Source organism: Clostridioides sp. LIBA-7678 (genome assembly GCF_056716065.1).
The window spans coordinates 2,997,903-3,016,004 of sequence record NZ_CP196987.1; the positions used below are offsets into that span (position 1 = coordinate 2,997,903).

At 29.2% G+C, this 18,102-nt stretch carries 17 protein-coding genes; all 17 read right to left on the reverse strand.

Going from position 1 to position 18,102, the window contains the following annotated elements:
• Positions 1 to 4: 4 nt before the first annotated feature.
• Entirely contained in the window at positions 5 to 889 is an 885-nt protein-coding gene (gene rsgA, locus ACTG46_RS14190) for a ribosome small subunit-dependent GTPase A (protein ID WP_219673206.1), read from the reverse strand.
• Between the two features lie 97 nt (positions 890 to 986).
• Positions 987 to 1,724: an elongation factor P 5-aminopentanone reductase gene (gene ymfI, locus ACTG46_RS14195; protein ID WP_479923037.1), complete on the reverse strand. Its 738-nt coding sequence runs from the start codon at positions 1,722 to 1,724 to the stop codon at positions 987 to 989.
• Between the two features lie 107 nt (positions 1,725 to 1,831).
• Positions 1,832 to 3,850: a PASTA domain-containing Ser/Thr kinase PrkC gene (gene prkC / locus ACTG46_RS14200; protein ID WP_054271158.1), complete on the reverse strand. Its 2,019-nt coding sequence runs from the start codon at positions 3,848 to 3,850 to the stop codon at positions 1,832 to 1,834.
• Between the two features lie 16 nt (positions 3,851 to 3,866).
• On the reverse strand, positions 3,867 to 4,619 hold the full coding sequence (locus tag ACTG46_RS14205) for a Stp1/IreP family PP2C-type Ser/Thr phosphatase (protein ID WP_054271159.1): 753 nt from the start codon (positions 4,617 to 4,619) through the stop codon (positions 3,867 to 3,869).
• A 19-nt stretch (positions 4,620 to 4,638) separates the two neighbouring features.
• Positions 4,639 to 5,670, reverse strand: coding sequence for a dual-specificity RNA methyltransferase RlmN (gene rlmN, locus ACTG46_RS14210; RefSeq protein WP_054271289.1), 1,032 nt, complete (start codon positions 5,668 to 5,670; stop codon positions 4,639 to 4,641).
• A gap of 8 nt (positions 5,671 to 5,678) precedes the next feature.
• Positions 5,679 to 7,004: a 16S rRNA (cytosine(967)-C(5))-methyltransferase RsmB gene (rsmB, locus tag ACTG46_RS14215; RefSeq protein ID WP_167639610.1), complete on the reverse strand. Its 1,326-nt coding sequence runs from the start codon at positions 7,002 to 7,004 to the stop codon at positions 5,679 to 5,681.
• Positions 7,005 to 7,065: 61 nt separating this feature from the next.
• Positions 7,066 to 7,767, reverse strand: a complete 702-nt coding sequence (locus tag ACTG46_RS14220; RefSeq protein ID WP_054271161.1) for a zinc metallopeptidase — start codon at positions 7,765 to 7,767, stop codon at positions 7,066 to 7,068.
• Positions 7,768 to 7,848: 81 nt separating this feature from the next.
• Positions 7,849 to 8,583 carry a DUF116 domain-containing protein gene (locus tag ACTG46_RS14225; RefSeq protein ID WP_054271162.1) on the reverse strand — a complete coding sequence of 245 codons (735 nt, stop codon included), beginning with the start codon at positions 8,581 to 8,583 and terminating at the stop codon, positions 7,849 to 7,851.
• A 9-nt stretch (positions 8,584 to 8,592) separates the two neighbouring features.
• Positions 8,593 to 9,522 carry a methionyl-tRNA formyltransferase gene (gene fmt / locus ACTG46_RS14230; RefSeq protein ID WP_167639611.1) on the reverse strand — a complete coding sequence of 310 codons (930 nt, stop codon included), beginning with the start codon at positions 9,520 to 9,522 and terminating at the stop codon, positions 8,593 to 8,595.
• Positions 9,523 to 9,536: 14 nt separating this feature from the next.
• The gene (gene def / locus ACTG46_RS14235) at positions 9,537 to 9,977 is read right to left on the reverse strand and encodes a peptide deformylase (RefSeq protein WP_054271164.1); all 441 of its coding nucleotides are present in this window, start codon (positions 9,975 to 9,977) and stop codon (positions 9,537 to 9,539) included.
• A 17-nt stretch (positions 9,978 to 9,994) separates the two neighbouring features.
• Positions 9,995 to 12,484, reverse strand: a complete 2,490-nt coding sequence (priA, locus tag ACTG46_RS14240) for a primosomal protein N' (protein WP_479923038.1) — start codon at positions 12,482 to 12,484, stop codon at positions 9,995 to 9,997.
• A gap of 278 nt (positions 12,485 to 12,762) precedes the next feature.
• The gene (gene coaBC, locus ACTG46_RS14245) at positions 12,763 to 13,962 is read right to left on the reverse strand and encodes a bifunctional phosphopantothenoylcysteine decarboxylase/phosphopantothenate--cysteine ligase CoaBC (RefSeq protein WP_479923039.1); all 1,200 of its coding nucleotides are present in this window, start codon (positions 13,960 to 13,962) and stop codon (positions 12,763 to 12,765) included.
• 4 nt (positions 13,963 to 13,966) lie between these two features.
• Positions 13,967 to 14,233, reverse strand: a complete 267-nt coding sequence (gene rpoZ / locus ACTG46_RS14250; RefSeq protein ID WP_021385513.1) for a DNA-directed RNA polymerase subunit omega — start codon at positions 14,231 to 14,233, stop codon at positions 13,967 to 13,969.
• Between the two features lie 2 nt (positions 14,234 to 14,235).
• Positions 14,236 to 14,853, reverse strand: coding sequence for a guanylate kinase (gmk, locus tag ACTG46_RS14255; RefSeq protein WP_479923040.1), 618 nt, complete (start codon positions 14,851 to 14,853; stop codon positions 14,236 to 14,238).
• A 29-nt stretch (positions 14,854 to 14,882) separates the two neighbouring features.
• Positions 14,883 to 15,764 carry a YicC/YloC family endoribonuclease gene (locus ACTG46_RS14260; RefSeq protein WP_054277253.1) on the reverse strand — a complete coding sequence of 294 codons (882 nt, stop codon included), beginning with the start codon at positions 15,762 to 15,764 and terminating at the stop codon, positions 14,883 to 14,885.
• Positions 15,765 to 15,767: 3 nt separating this feature from the next.
• Positions 15,768 to 16,598, reverse strand: a complete 831-nt coding sequence (dapF, locus tag ACTG46_RS14265; RefSeq protein WP_479923041.1) for a diaminopimelate epimerase — start codon at positions 16,596 to 16,598, stop codon at positions 15,768 to 15,770.
• A gap of 288 nt (positions 16,599 to 16,886) precedes the next feature.
• Positions 16,887 to 17,921 (reverse strand): low-specificity L-threonine aldolase, encoded by a 1,035-nt coding sequence (ltaE, locus tag ACTG46_RS14270; RefSeq protein ID WP_054277255.1) that lies wholly within the window; start codon positions 17,919 to 17,921, stop codon positions 16,887 to 16,889.
• Positions 17,922 to 18,102 lie beyond the last annotated feature (181 nt).

The window sequence follows — 18,102 nt, forward strand, 5'->3', positions numbered from 1 at the left end:
ACTTCTAATACCTCCTACTGTTATTTTGTCTTATTTCATTTAGTAGCTGTATATAACTATCATATCTTTCTTTAGATATTTCTCCATTTGCAACAGCTTCTTTTATAGCACAATTAGGTTCATTTTCGTGAATACATTTTGAACCAAACTTACAATCATTAAATTTATCAAATTCTATAAAATAATCTTTAAGCTCAACTTCTTCTATGTCTTCAAGTGCAAGCGAACTAAAACCTGGTGTATCTGCAACCATTCCACCAAATTCCAACTTTAAGAGTTCTGCATGGCGAGTAGTATGCTTTCCTCTTTTTATTTTATCACTTACTACTCCAGTTTGTAGTTTAAAGTTCGCATCTATTTCATTTAATAAGCTTGATTTTCCAACTCCAGATGGGCCTGCAAATACTACAACATTTTCCTTTAATTCTTCTTTTACTTTCTCTATATTTAACTTAGTAATATTACTTACTGGAATAACCTTATATCCACTAAGTTCATATATATTTTTAACAGTTTCTAACGTATCATTATCATCTAAATCTGCTTTTGTAAGGATTATTACAGTTTCTAAATTTTCTTTTTCTGACAAAACTATAAATCTATCTAAAAGAGACAAGTTTGGTTTAGGATTTTTTATTGCAAATACTATTAACGCCTTATCCACGTTTGCTATAGGAGGTCTTATAAGTTCTGTATCTCTACTATCTATTTCTTCTAAAATACCTTTTTTTTCTTCTTCATCAACAATACTTATTTTTACTCTATCACCAACTAAAGGTGTTATTTTCTTCTTTCTAAAGATTCCTCTAGCCTTGCATTCATAAATACCATTATCTGTATCTACATAATAAAATCCACTAATCCCCTTTATAATTTTTCCTTCTAGCATCAAATGCCTCCCTTTATAAAATTTATATAAACACATACTGTTCATTAGCAGTATATCGTGTTATTATTTCCTATTTTTATATAATACCACATTTTTTTTAAATAACAAATCCTCCATTTGGGCTAATTACCTGACCAGTGATAAAATTTGATTTATCTGATGCTAAGAAAATAGCACAATTTGCTATATCGTCTGGAGTACCTAACCTCATTAATGGAGTTTCTTCTACAAGAACATTTATATCTTCACTATTATATTCAAATAGCATGTCAGTATTAATGACTCCTGGAGCTATACTATTTATTCTAATATTTGATGGTCCAACTTCTTTAGCTAATGCCTTTGTCATCCCTATTATACCTGCTTTTGTTATAGAATAATGCACTTCACAAGAAGCACCTGATATTCCCCAAATCGAAGATATATTAATTATATTCCCTTTTTTTTCTGATATCATGTATTTTAAAGCCACTTGTGAACAATAAAAACATCCTTTTAAGTTAATATTCATCATCCTATCCCAGTCTTCATCAGTTATATCTGTAAATAACTTGTCTTGACTTATACCAGCATTATTTACAAGTACATCCAATCCACCAAATTCTTTTACACAGTAATCTATCATATTCTCTACTTCTACTCTATTTGAAACATCTGCTTTAAAAAGTTTTACATAGGAATTTTTTTCACTTAATTTAGTATATAACTCATTAGCTTCATCTTCTGACTTATTAAAATTTATTAATACATTATATCCTTCTTTTGCAAAAGCTTCAGACATAGCTTTACCAATACCTCTAGCTCCTCCTGTAATTAAAACTGTTTTATTTATCATAAATACTTTTCTCCTTTATTATAACCAATTTCATATTTTATACAAAACAAACTGCCTCTTTAAAGAAAATAGTTTCCATAAAAAGACAGCTCTTATTTTGCTAATGTTTATTCTGTTTTACCGATATTTCCGCCAGTTCCAGATGGAGTTTCTCCATTTCCTCCTGAACTTGAACCTCCTGAATTATCTCCACTATTTCCTGAGTTTGAGCCTCCTGAGTTATCTCCATTTCCGCCCGAATTTGAACCTCCTGAGTTATCTCCATTATCTCCTGAGTTACTGCCATTATTTCCTGAGTTTCCGCCACTATTTCCTGAGTTTGAGCCTCCTGAGTTACTACCATTATTTCCTGAATTTCCTCCACTGTTTCCTGAGTTTGAGCCTCCTGAGTTACTACCATTATTTCCTGAGTTTGAACCAGGTGTTTTTGTATCATCATCAGGTGTTGTTGGTGTTTTGTCTGGTGTTGTTGGTGTCTGTGTATTTGATTTTTCTGAGCCTTTACTCACATATAGGTTTATCTCATCACCCTCTTGAGCTCTTGATGAACTAGCTCCTGGACTTTGATTTAAAACTGTACCTTCTTTATATATTGAACTATACTCATACTTAACTGTTCCCACTTTTAAATTATTTTCTTCAATAAGTTGTTTTGCATTACTCAAAGTGAGTCCTACTACATTAGGAACAGAAGCTTGATTTGCACCTTTACTTACAACAACATTTATGGTATCACCCTTCTTAACATTTGTACTTCCTCCTTCAGGTGTCTGTGATATTATACAGTTTTCATCTACTTCACTACTATATTCTTCACTTTTTACACTTAAGGATAATCCTTCTTTTTCAACAGTACTTTGAGCTTCTTCTAAAGTCATATTTACAAGATTAGGAACACTTAAAGACTTATTCCCAAATCCTCCTGCAAATAAAAATTTATATGCTAAGAATACTTGAGCACATAATATCACTATTAAAATAGCAGCTATTACTTTTAATCTTTTTCTAGACTTTGGACTTTCCTGTTTTTTCTTCTTTTTCTTAGCCCTCTTACTTGGAGTATTCTTCGGTTTCTGATTCTTCTTAGCTCTCATTATCTCTTCCTCATCTTCATCTTCATCATCATCGTCTTCATAAAAATCATCGTAGTAATCATCATCTTCATCCAAATCAGCAACTTCAACAGGCTTGACTACTTTTTCGGGAGCTGGCTTTGCAAGTATTGGATTTACAACTTTATTAATTTCCTTTTCATCAATTTTCTTAGTTGCAAAATCATCATATTCTTTTATAAAATCTAAATCAATATTTTTTTCTATATACTCAATGTCTTCTATCAATTCCTCAGCAGATTGATATCTATCTGCACTAGATTTTTCTGTAAGCTTTTTTATTGTAGTTCTTACACTTTGTGGAATCCTAACCTTTTCTTCTGATGTAAAATCTATATCATCATTAATATGTTGAAGAGCTATAGAAATTGGACTATCTCCTCTAAATGGAACTTTTCCTATCAACATTTCATATAAAACTATACCTAAAGAATACAAGTCAGCATTATTAGTTACAAATTTACCTTTGGCTTGTTCTGGTGAAAAATAATGTACTGAACCAATTATACTCCCAATATTGGTCATTGTTGAGTTTGAGACAGCTTTAGCTATACCAAAATCAGCTACTTTTACTACTCTTCCTTCATTGGATATGAGAATATTATGAGGTTTTATATCTCTATGTATAATCCCCTTTTTATGCGCAGCACTAAGTGCCATAGCTATTTGTTTTGTTATATCTAATGCAGTATATTCATCTAATGTACCTTCATCTTGTATAATCTCTTTTAAGTTCTTACCATCTACAAACTCCATTACAATGTAGTGAACTTTTCCATCTTCACCAACATCATAAACATTTACTATATTTGGATGAGAAAGACTCGCTACTGCCTCTGCCTCTCTTTTAAATTTTGTTAAAAATTCATCATCATCAACAAATTCAGGTCTAAGTACCTTGAGCGCAACGGTCCTATTTAATAACCTGTCTTTAGCCTCATATACAAAGGCCATACCTCCATCACCAATCTTTCTGATGATTTCATATCGATTTCCTAAAATTGTATCTCCCACAATATCACCGTCCTAATTATACTTTTATCACTATAACCGAAACATTATCTTTACCAGAAACATCATTGGCCATACTTATCAATTCTTCACTTATATTACTAATTCTCTCGTATTCATAATCTAATATTAAATCTCTTATATCTTCATCGTCAATAAACCCAGTTAATCCATCTGTCGCAAGAAGTATTATATCACTTTTTTTAATTTCTTTCTTAAAAATATCTACAACAACCATATCATCTGTTCCAATTGCTCTAGTTATTCTATTCCTTTGTGGATGTCTTCTTGCCTCCTCTTCTGTAATAACATGAGCCATCATAAGTTCTTCAACCACGGAATGGTCTATAGTTATTTTATCAAATTTTTCACCTGTTAACAAATAACATCTGCTATCTCCAACATTTGCCACATATAAGACATTATTATACACTATAGCTGTAACTAATGTAGTTCCCATTCCTTCAAATTCTATATCTTCCATAGATTTTTTGTGCACAATTGAGTTTACATTATTATAAGCCTGTTTTAATATATCATCTATATAGTCTATTTTTACATTATCATGCTGTAATAAGTTTTCTTTTAGAAAATCAATTATATTTTCTACTGCTAATTTACTGGCGACCTCACCTTTTTTATGTCCGCCCATTCCATCAGCTATGGCAAATATTCCTATTGGACCATGTTCTGTATCTATAACTTCTCCCTCACAATAGTCTTCATTGTTTTTTCTTATTTTACCTATATGGGAGGCACAACTATAAACCATACGACTTCCTCCTTACAAATTACTTGTATTTTCTTCTCAATTGCCCACAAGCTCCACTAATATCAGAACCCATAGACATTCTAACTGTGGCAGGTATATTATTTTTCTCTAAACTATCCCTAAACTTATAAATAAATGCTTTATCAGGCTTTTCATATTCTCTTTCTTCAACTTTATTTATTGGAATTAAATTCACATGGCAAAGCATACCTTTTAGGAGCTTAGCTAATGCCCTTGCTTCTTGTTCTGAGTCATTTACTCCTTTTATAAGAGAATATTCAAATGTGACCCTTCTATTCGTCTTTTTTATATAATATCTACATGCATCCAATATTTCTTTAATGGAGTAAGCATTGGCTACAGGCATAATTTTTCGCCTTTCTTCGTCATATGGTGAATGAAGTGATAAAGCTAAATTTATAGCTATTTTTAAGTCTGCCAATTCATACATTTTAGGTACTATCCCACAAGTTGAAAGAGTTATGTGTCTATACCCTATATTAAGTCCATTTTTTTCATTAATTATCTTTAAAAATTGTTTTGTGTTTTCAAAATTATCAAGTGGCTCGCCACTTCCCATCAATACAAGATTTGATACTCTCTTTCCAGTATCTTCTTGAATTTTAATAACTTGGTCTAAAATCTCCCAAGGTTCTAAATTTCTAATCAATCCATCCATTGTAGATGCACAGAAATTACATCCCATTCTACAACCCACTTGATTAGAAACACAGACAGTAACCCTACTATCATAATCCATCATCACAGTTTCTATTATATTTCCATCATCTAATAAAAACAAATATTTTTTTGTACCATCTACTTTAGACTCTAATTTTAATTCTATATCTATATGTCCTATACATGAGACTTCCTCTAATTTATTTCTCAAACTTTTTGGTATATTATTCATATCATCAAAAGTTTTTGCACCCTTATATATCCAGGCAAATATTTGACTTCCTCTAAAAGGCTTTTCATCTATAGTTTTCATAAATTCTTTAAGTTCATCTTCAGTAAAATTTTTTAATACTACCTTTTTCTTTTCCATTATCTTCACTACCTTATTCTCTTTAATTTTGCTATGAAAAAACCATCTATTCCATGAATATTAGGATATATCTTTAAATATCCTTTATCTTGATTATCCAAGTCTACATTTATTGTATCAATTGGAGTTAATTCAAAATTATTATTGTCTTCAATAAAAGAAGTAATTATATTTATATTTTCCACATCTTGAATTGTACATGTACTATATACTAAATTTCCACCAATTTTAACATACTTTGATGCATTTTCTAAAATTTGCTTTTGTATAGAAGTAATATCTTTTAATTCTTCTTCTTTCTTGTACTTAATTTCTGGCTTACGTCTTATTATGCCAAGGCCAGAACAAGGAACATCTGCCAAAACATAATCGAATTTACTTATACTATTTTCATCAATTTCAGAAGCATCAAACTTTTCTATACATACATTTTTAATACCTAGCCTATTTACAGTAGCTTTTATAAGCTTTAATTTGTGGTCAAAAATATCTCTAGCTATTACTTTACCAGTATTATTCATCAAAGTAGCTAAGTGGGTAGATTTTCCACCAGGAGCACTACATACATCCAAAACAGATGAATCTTCTTTTGGATTAATTACTTTCCCTACTATCATAGAACTTATATCTTGAATTGTAAATAAACCAGCCTTAAATAATTCATTTTTTTCTATATTCTTCATTTTTTCGACTTTAATAGCTTCTTCTACCATAGGAACTTTAAAACATACAATACCCATTGCATTTAATTTTTCAATAAGTTCTTCTCTACTTGTTTTAAGTGTATTTGTTCTTATATAGATACTCGGCTTTTCATTGTTTGCTTCCAATAAATCTTCAGTAAATTCTTGTCCAAAATTATCCATCCAATTTTTTATAATCCAAGAATTATAAGAATACTTTATAGATAGGTATTTTACACTATCTTCCTCAGTTATGTCCATTATAGTATCTTTACTTCTTATTTCATTTCTAAGAATAGCATTTATGAAACCAGAAGATTTTTTATCGTATTTCTTAGCTAATTTTACAGTTTCATTAACTGCTGCATAATCTGATATACTATCTAAAAATAAAATTTGATATGTTCCCATTCTTAAAAAGATTTTAACATAAGTTGACATTTTTTTTACTTTTATTTTTGAAAGTTTATTGATTATGTAATCTAAATAATACTTATTTTCTATTACTCCATAGATTAATTCTGTTGCAAGTCCTCTATCCATATCACTTATTTCTAAGTTTTTAAAATGTTTGTTTATTGCAATATTTGAATAGTTATTGTTTTTCTCTATATCGCATAATACTTTAAATCCAATTTCTCTTGCGTCCATATAAATTTCTCCCTTTTATTAAACATAAAAAAGGGTTGTTTCTAAACAACCCACTTTACTTTTAGTCATCTCTTCTTTGAGCTATTAGTAACAATCTAAGTAATTGAAGTATTGAAACCAATGCTGCTGCAACATATGTTAAAGCAGCTGCTGAAAGTACTTTTCTACTTTGTCTTGACTCACTTTCATCTATAATCCCTAAATTTCCAAGTTGAACAATTGCTCTACTTGAAGCATTAAATTCTACAGGTAATGTTATTATCTGAAATAATACTGAAGCTGAAAACAATAGTATCCCGATTTTTAAAAACGGACCAGCCATAATAAATCCTATAAATATTAGAAACCAAGATATACTTGATGCAAAATTTACTACTGGCACTAAGCTACTTCTTATTTGAAGAGGAGCATAACCTTTAGCATGCTGCATTGCATGACCACACTCATGTGCAGCTACTGCAACAGAAGTTATAGAAGAACCATAATATACATCTTCTGATAACCTTACTACCTTTCTTCTTGGGTCATAGTGGTCACTTAAATGACCTCTAACCATTTCTATACTTACATCATATAGACCATTTGAATCAAGTACTCTTCTTGCTGTTTGTTCTCCAGTATATCCTCGACGTGTTTTTACTCTCAAATACTTATTTGTTGTTGAACTCACTTTAAATTGCGCATATGCAGTGAATAGTATAGCTGGAATTAATATAATCATCGTAGGGTCAAATCCCCAAAACCCGCCATATACAGGGTACATAAATAACACTCTCCTAAAATATATTTTTACACATCCTCTTAATATTCATATAGCTTAAAAACAGTTTAATTACAAGTTAGTTTATTTTCCTGTTAAAAAATCTATAGCTTTTTCAATATCTATCATATCTACATTAGTATTTACACAAGGTCCATTAGGTCTTTTGTTAAATACACCTAAAACAGGAATTTTTTTTATATCTTGTATTCCAGATGTTAAATCTCTTTCACATGCAACAGCTATAACAGCTTTAGGTTTATTGTCTATTATAATCTTTCTAGCTAAAGTTCCACCTGTAGCTACAAAAATTTTTACTTTACTTTTCTTCTTTAACTTAGTTAATTCTCCTATGTTGCATCTTCCACATTCTTTACAATTATCTATATCATTAGTAACTTTTAATTTACAACTATTCTCTTGAATACAATGAGGTATTAAAATTATTATATCCTCTGGATTAAAATTATATTTATTACTGTATATATATTCATTATTTAACTTTATATATATCCTTCTAATCTCACTTTTTGACATACCAAATGATGATGCAATGAAAGATACAATAGGAAATAAGCAACTGGCAATCTTAAAGTTTATTTTCATTATATTTGAGTTAACATTCTTACCTTTAATTACTCTATAAGTAATTATTGTTGAACATAGTATTATAAGTATTAGTGATATTATTATAATATTTATTGCTAAAGAAAATATTTGAGTTAAACTCATTATAAAAAAGTTTACAACTCCTATTAAAATCCCTAATATTAAAATTAAAATCCCAACACTTGTTAAATACTTCCTTATATCTGTCATAGTTTTCACCTAACCCAATACTAAACCAGTTTCTATAGTATTCCCTTTTATATATTCACCAACCAACATTCTCTTTTTATTTGGCATCTGAATTTCTTCAATTAAAAGTACCTTATCTTTAGTACTAACTTTTATACCATCTTTATTTACATCAATTATTGTACCTGCATTTTTTGTACTTTTTTCATCTAATACTTTAGTTTTCCAAATTTTCATTGTAACACCATTATAAGTAGTATAAGCACTTGGCCATGGATTTACACCTCTAATTAAATTGTGTATTTCCATAGCATTTTTTGAAAAATCTATATTTCCTAATGATTTATTCATTATTGGGGCATAAGAAAATTCTTCATGGTTTTGCACCTCTCTTGGTGCAGTGCCTTCTTCAATTAACTTTAATGTTTCCTTTAAAGTTTCTGCACCTATATTCATCATTTTATCATGAAGTTCTCCTGCTGTTATATTTTCATCAAGATTTACTTCTGTTTTTAATATCATGTCTCCAGTATCTAAACCTTCATCCATGTACATAGTTGTAACACCAGTCTTTTCCTCACCATTTATTATTACCCAATTTATAGGTGCCGCACCTCTATATTTTGGAAGCAAAGACACATGAACATTTATACATCCAAGTTTAGGAATTTCTAGTATCTCTTTTGGAAGTATCTGTCCAAAAGCTACAACTACTACTACATCTGGATTTAAAGATTTCATTGTATCTATAAATTCTTCATCTCTAGCTTTGATTGGTTGATATACAGGTATATTATTTTCAATTGCAAGCTCTTTTACTGGACTCATTCCCAGTTTTTTACCTCTTCCTTTTGGTTTGTCTGGCTGAGTTACAACACCTAATATATCATACTTTTCATCTATTATTTTTTGTAAACAAGGAACAGCTATATCAGGTGTCCCCATAAATACTATTTTCATTAAATCAACTCCTACTACTTTTCTATTCTGTCAACAAATAAAATTCCATCTAAATGGTCTATCTCATGACAAAATGCTCTAGCTAAAAGTTCTTCCCCTTCTAGCTCTATAGTTTCACCATTTCTATTTAAAGCTCTAACTTTTACATAATTTGGTCTTCGAACATCTCCAGCTTCTCCAACAACACTTAAACATCCTTCCTCATCTATTTGCTCTCCAGATGTTTCTATTATTTCAGGATTTATAAGTTCTATAAGTTCTTCTCCAATATCTATTACTACTACTCTTTTTAAAATTCCAACTTGAGGTGCAGCTAATCCAACACCATCAGCATCATACATAGTTTCTGCCATATCATCTAATAATTGTATTATTTTTTCATCAATTTTTTCAACCTTTTTTGATTTCTTTCTTAATACTGGTTCTCCTATTTGAACTATTTGTCTTAAAGCCATTATATTTCCTCCTAAATTTATAATACACTGTTTGGATTAATATCTATAGATACATTGATATCTTTATCAAATATCAAATCTCGTTTTGTTATACATATATATTTTATTATACCCTTTAACAGATTAATTTCAATATTTTCATCTTTAAAGAGTATCTGCCATCGATAATTTTGATTTATTTTTGATATTGAACATGGGTTTGGACCTAATATAAATCCTAAATCATTTATACCCCTTTTTTCTAATAAATAAATCAATGATGCATGCATATTTTTTATATTTTTTATTACTAACCTTTCATCTTCCCCACTAACAACTACACTCAACATGTTATTAAAAGGAGAATATCCAAACGCTTTTCTTATTTTTATCTCATCTTCATAAAAACCCTCATAATCATATTCAATAGCATGCTTAATAGCATAGTGTTCAGTGTCATAGGTCTGAAGTACTACTTTTCCCTCTTTATCAGCTCTCCCCGCTCTTCCAGAGACTTGAGTTATCAACTGAAATGTAGTTTCAAAACTTTTAAAGTCTGGAAAATTTAATATCATATCTGCAGATAAAATACCCACTAAAGTTACATTATCAAAATCTAACCCTTTACTTAACATCTGCGTCCCAATAAGTACATCTGCTTCTTTATCTTTAAATTTATTTAGTATTTCATCTAAAGCACCTTTTTTTGAAGTTGTATCCTTATCCATTCGTAATGTTCTTACATCTGGAAAAATGCTTTTTAATTCTTCCTCAATCTTTTGAGTACCAACTCCAAAAGGTTTAACATAATGACTTTTACACTCAGGACACTCCTTTGGGATTTCTTTCTCATAACCACAATAGTGACATCTTCCAGTGTTACTTTTCTTATGATAAGTTAAAGATATATCACAATTTTCACATTGGAACACATACCCACACTTTCTACAAGATACAAAATTTGCATAACCTCTTCTATTTAAGAATAGTATGACTTGACTATGCTCTTCAATTGCACGACTTATTTCTTTTTGTAGTTTAAAACTGAATATACTCCTATTTCCCTTATTCAGTTCTTCTTTCATGTCTACAACTTCAATATTAGGAAGAGGTTTATCATTTGCTCTATTTTTTATATTTATGAGTTTGTATTCTCCAGATTTTGCTTTATAATATTCTTCAATTGAAGGAGTAGCTGAACCTAAAATAAGAGTTAAATTATTTTTTAATGCCATAAATCTAGCTACCTCTATAGCATTAAATTTTGGATTCTTCTCAGACTTATATGATGACTCATGAAATTCATCAATTATTATAAGTCCTAAAGAATTAAAAGGTGCAAATAGAGCTGACCTAGCTCCAATTAAAATTCTTATTCTACCTGCTTTTACAGCTTTATAGACATCGTGCTTTTCTCCTTCAGATAGTTTACTGTGAAACACTCCTACTAAATCACCAAATCTACTCTTCAACCTATCTATTGTTTGAGGAGTTAATGCTATTTCAGGAACTAAAAATATACTATCTAAACCTTGATTTAATGCAAATTCTATTATTTCCATATAAACTTCAGTTTTTCCACTTCCTGTTACGCCATGAATTAAGTATGGTTTTTTATCATCCACAAACATATTCGACTTTATCTCATCAACCGCTTGTTGTTGCTCATTGTTTAATTTTATACTTTTTGATGCAGATTTGTAAATACTTTTTGGTTCTCTATAATAATCCTTAAACTCTAATGTTATTAACTTTTTTTTATTTAAAGAAGTTATACTTTGTCTTGAAGCATTTAATAAGTCTAATAAATCATTTATCTCTACATTTTCATTATTTTTAAGAAAACTTAATATCTCTTTTTGCTTGCTTCCCACATTTATTTTATTTTGTTCTATATAATCATCAATTTTATCACTTTCCAAGCTCAAAGATATATAACATACTTTCTTTTCATTTTTGTGATTTTTGTATTCCCAACATAACTTTATAATTCCATTTTTATTCATCGTGTACAAAGAACTATTTAGATTTGGTATATATTTTAACTTATCAACCTTAATTTTTCCTTTACTATCAATTACTTTTTCTACTATTTCTCTATTTTTATCACTTAAGGTCAATATCTTTTCCTTTAATTGAGCTTCGTTTAACTCAATTAAATTTTCACCTAATAATATTACCTTATAATTATTTAATTTGTATCCTTTTGGATATATTAAATTTATACATTCTATATAAGTGCACAAATATCTATTTTTCATCCAATAAACCAATTCCAAGTCTTCTTCTCTAAATATTGGATTCTCATCTAATACATCAATTATTTCTTTTGTCTTTATTTTTTCTTCTAAATTATCTGTAAATTGAAATACAAAGGCTTCTGTTGGTTTATTACCCCTTCCAAATGGCACTAATATTCTATGTCCAATTCTTATAGATTCCGATAAAAATACAGGAATTTGATATGTAAATAAATTATCTGTGTATATAGTATTACTTCTCACTATTACCTTTGCATATTTTTTCATTGTAAAACCTCTACTTAAATTTAATCTACTGTTCATATTCTAATATATTTTACAAAATATCAAAAATCTCAGTATTTATAAAAAATTTCAAGTCATTAATAATATTAACTATATCTTAATAGTTAACTATTAATTATATTTTATACTTTATGGCAAAATAAATGCTGAAAACTACAATTTAACTGACATTTGCGAGTTTTTACTCGCTAAAATTAAATTGCAGCTTTCAGCTACTTTAGCTGTGATAAAATACACAAATATCATATTTAAAAAAGTTCTTATTTCTCAAGTAACGCTTTAATTTTATTTAAAATAACATTAGCTACTTCTTCTTTTTTCATTTTAGGATACTCAGTAATATTTCCTTCTACATCTATTATTTTTACAATATTAGTGTCAGTTCTAAAACCAGCACCTTCTTTAGTTAAATCATTTGCCACAATAAAATCTAGATTTTTCTTTTTTATTTTTCCTTTGGCATGTTCTATAAGGTCGTTAGTTTCAGCTGCAAATCCTACTAATATCCTGTCTTCTTTTATTTTTCCTATTTCATAAGCAATATCATAATTCCTACTTAGTTCTATTGATAAATCATCATTCTTCTTTTTAATCTTTTTGTCAGAATATGTCTTTGGTTTGTAATCTGCAACTGCTGCACTTTGAATTACTATTTTATTTTCACTTAGATTTGATACTACTGCTTCATACAAATCCTGTGCTGACTCTATTTTTACAAATTTTTTAAGGTTTTGTGGGATAGAAAGATTTGTAGGACCTGATATTAATGTTACATCAGCGCCTCTATATATAGCTTCTCTTGCTATAGAATATCCCATTTTCCCAGAAGACCTATTAGTTAAATATCTTACTGGGTCTATACTTTCTACAGTTGGACCAGCTGTAACTATAATACTTTGACCTTTTAAATCTTGTTCTTTAGTCATATTAGCTAAGACTTCTTCCACTATTACATCTGGATTAGCCAATTTACCTGCTCCAATATCTCCACATGCAAGTCTTCCACTTTCTGGTTCAATAAATTTATACCCAAAGTCCTTTAAAGTTTGAATATTTTTTTGGACAATTGGATTTTCATACATATTAGTATTCATAGCTGGTGCTATCAAAACTTGTGCTTTAGTTGCCATAACAGTAGTTGTCAACATATCATCAGCTATACCATTTGCAATTTTTCCTATAATATTTGCACTTGCTGGCACTATTAAGAATAAATCTGCCTTTTTTGCTAATGATATATGCTCAACTTCCCAAGTCCTTGGTTCTTCAAACATATCTTCTACTACATAATTTTGACTTAGCGATTGAAGTGTAAGTGGTTTAACAAATTCTGTTGCCGATTTTGTCATTATAACATGGATATTTGCATTTAGTTTTTTTAACTTACTTACAACATCACAAGCTTTATATGCAGCTATTCCGCCGCTTATGCCAATTACAACAGTTTTATCTTTTAGCATGACCTTACTCCTCTTCTGAAATTTGTTTGTGTTGCTCAGCATGGTGTCTAGCTTCTTCTATCTCGATTTCTTCTTCTGTTAACAATCTATATGTTATTTTTCCACTTGCAACTTCCTTAGTGGCTACACATACAGGCTTCTCTTTAGCTTTATTTGAAACGTATGGTTCTTCTCCATCAATTAATTTTCTTGCTCTCTTTGAAACAGTCCCTACTAAATAGTATCTGTTGTCTATTTTTTCTAGTACCTCATTGATAGATGGTTTTAACATAATTATAATTCCTCCTTGAATTTATCTATTATAATATTTTTATATCTGCTAACTTTATTCTTTTCAGATGATATTATACCTTCTATTTCTTTAGCAGATGTTTTTACATCTTCATTAAATATAAAATAATCATAATCCTTAATCATTTTAATCTCTTCATATGCACAACTAAATCTCTTTTCTATTTCAGATTCTGTTTCTGTACCTCTTCCAACAATTCTATTTTTTAGTTCTTCAAGTGATGGTGGTAGTACAAATATAAATACTCCCTCTGGGCAAACTTCTTTTATTTGTTTTGCTCCTTGCATTTCAATCTCTAATAGCACATCCTGCCCTTTTTCTAAACATTCCATTATTGCTGCTTTTGGAGTTCCATAAAAGTTATCATAAATTTGAGCATACTCCAAAAACTCACCTTTTTTTATCATTTCTTCAAATTTTTCCTTACTTATGAAAAAATAATTTACTCCATCAACTTCTCCAGTCCTTGGTTTTCTTGTAGTAGCTGATACAGAAAGTTTTATTGTATCATTTTCTTTAAGTAGTTCTTTGCAAATAGTACCTTTTCCTGCACCTGATGGTCCTGATACAACTAGCAATAATCCTTTTTTCGCAAACATTTAAGCATTCCCCTTCTAATATTGTATTCTTACTCTATATTTTGTATTTGTTCTCTTATTTTTTCTAATTCACTTTTTACTTCCACTACTAAATTAGTTATATTTATATCAGATGACTTTGAGCCTATAGTATTAGTCTCTCTGTTCATCTCTTGTATTAAGAAATCTATTTTTCTACCTATAGAATCATCTTTAAATATAGTGTTTTTAAGTTGACCTATATGACTTTTAAATCTAACTATTTCTTCTGTTATACTGCTTTTATCTGCATATATTGCAACTTCTTGTGCTAATCTATTCTCATCCATTATGCTTGGGTCATCCAATAATTCACTTATTCTCAAATTCAATTTTTCTCTATAATCTTCTACAACACTACTTGAATATTTTTCAATTTCTTCTATATGAGTTTTTAATAAATCACATCTCATAGTAATATCTTCTGCTAATTTTTTACCTTCTTCGCTTCTCATTTCTTTTAATTTTATTAATGCATCTTCAACAGCTTGATTCAACATTGACCATAATAAATCTTCATCATCTTCTTTTTCTTCTATTTTTACAATATCAGGAAACCTTGCAACATTCATAACACTAATATCATCTATAATATCGAATTTATTTTTTATTCCTTTTAGTATCTCTATATATTGAGAAGCTAGTCCTTCATCAAAGTTTAAGTTTACATCTTCTTTGCCTAATAAGTCAAATTTTATGTATAAATCTACTCTTCCTCTTTTTACATAATTTTTTACTAAATTTCTAACTTTATCCTCTAAAAATGAAATTTTTCTTGGAAGACGTATATTTATATCTGAATACTTATGATTTATTGTTTTACATTCCACTAAAAAATAATAATTGTCATCTTTGTATTCCCCTCTTCCAAAACCAGTCATACTTATAGCCATTAATTAATCCTCCAAAACACCTTCACATATTTTTACTGCTGGACCTGTCATATAAGAGAACTCTCCTACATCTATTTTAACTGTTCCTCCTTGAGAAGTTACATTTACGCTACTTTCTACCATGTTAAGTAAATTGCATACTATTGCTGATGCAGTCATACCAGTCCCACATCCTAAAGTATATCCACAACCTCTCTCCCAAGTGTAAACATGTATATTATACTTATCTTCTACCTTTACAAAATTTACATTCGTTTTTTCAGGAAATATTTTATTATTTTCAATCTCTTTTCCATATTTACAAACATCATCCACATCTAGCTCATCTACTATAACTACTGTATGGGGAACCCCCATCAACATAGAAGTAAGCATAAAATCCCTATCTAGAACTTTTATACTTTCTTGTACAAAACGTTCTCTATCTGTAGATACTGGAACATCTTTAGCTATAAAACTTCCTTTTCCCATATTAACTCTTATGGAATTTATTTCACCATTTGTAAGATTTATTTTTATATCTTTAATGCCATCCAATGTATCTACTGTAAAATTTTCTTTTTTTACTATTCCATTATCATAAACAAATTTACAAAAACATCTAAGACCATTTCCACACATGGCTGCTCTTGAGCCATCAGAATTGTAATATACCATTTCTACATCTGCAACTTTTGAATCTTTTACGACTAATAAGCCATCCGCTCCTACAGAAAATCTTCTATGGCATACTTTTTTTGCTAAAGCAGTATAATTTGATGAATCTATATTGTCGAGTCTTCCATCTACTGCAATAAAATCATTACCTATTCCATGTAGTTTCCAAAATTTCATAAGTATCGCTCCTTTGTAAATTAACACTTAAACTATTATAACATAAAAAAATTCCCATAAACTTATAATTTATGGGAAAAGTTTTGTAATGACAACTATAATTTGAGGATGTGAGGGAGAGTTGCCATTACAATTAGGGTAATTATATTATGTTTTTAAGCTAGTTCTTTCTATGTTTATATAATAATATTTCTATATGAATTTTATGTATGTTTTATTTAAACTGTCTATGAATTTTATAATTAAATGTCTAATAACTATCTATAATTCTCTTTTTGTAGATTTATATTAACATACACCTATTAACTCTTTAAGTGTTTTTAAAACATAGTCTAAATCTTCTTTCGTAATATCTACATGAGTTACAAATCTATACTCACCATTTTCCATTTTATTAATTTTTATATTTCTGTCAAAAAGTTCTTTTATTAAAACATCCTCTTTTATAACATCTTCACTCATTTTAAAGAATACCATGCTTATATCTGGATTAATGTTGTTTACTTCAATGCCATCTATTTTATTTAATTCACAGGCTAAATACTTTGCATTTTCGTGGTCTTCGTTTAATCTTAATGTCATTTTTTCAATGGCAATGATACCAGCAGCTGCAACTATACCAACTTGTCTCATTCCCCCACCCATAACTTTTTGCTTTCTTCTAGCTTTTGCTATGAATTCTTTACTTCCAGCAAGTATAGAGCCCATTGGTGCAGCTAAACCTTTTGATACACAGAACATAACACTATCACAATACTTTGCCATTTCTTTAGCTTCTATACCTAAAGTTAAGGCAGCATTAAATAATCTTGCTCCATCAAGATGTACTGGTAAGTTGTGTTTCTCAGCTATCTTTTTAATCTCTTTTAAATTTTCAAGGCTCACAACAGTTCCGCCTGAATACGCATTTTCTACACATATAAGACCTGTTTGTGGTTCATGTATGTCATCTCTTCTAATTGCCTTTTCAACAAGTTCAGGATTAAGAGCTCCATTTTCATCTTCATCTATAGTTCTAAGTTGAACTCCAGCTATTACAGCAGGTGCTCCAACTTCATGAGTTACAATATGATAACCTTTACCAATAATGATTTCTTGTCCTCTTAGACAGTGAGTAAATAAAGCTAGTTGATTTCCAAAAGTTCCACTTGGAAGAAAAATAGCATCTTCTTTTCCAACTTTAGCTGCTGCTAATTCTTCAAGTTTATTTACAGTTGGGTCATCCCTAAAGATTGAATCTCCAACAGGAGCCTTTGCCATAGCTTCTCTCATTTCATCAGTAGGCATAGTAACAGTATCACTTCTTAAATCAATAAATTTCATTTTTTCAACCTTCTTTCATAATTTATATACTATTACACTTTAAAATTGATTTATTTTTTAAAGCTTATATATAATAACTTATACTTTACACAATAATTATACTATATTTATTTTACATTTAATCAACTTTAAATTATTAATTTTAAAATATAGTATTTCCTTTCATAATAAGCATAAATAA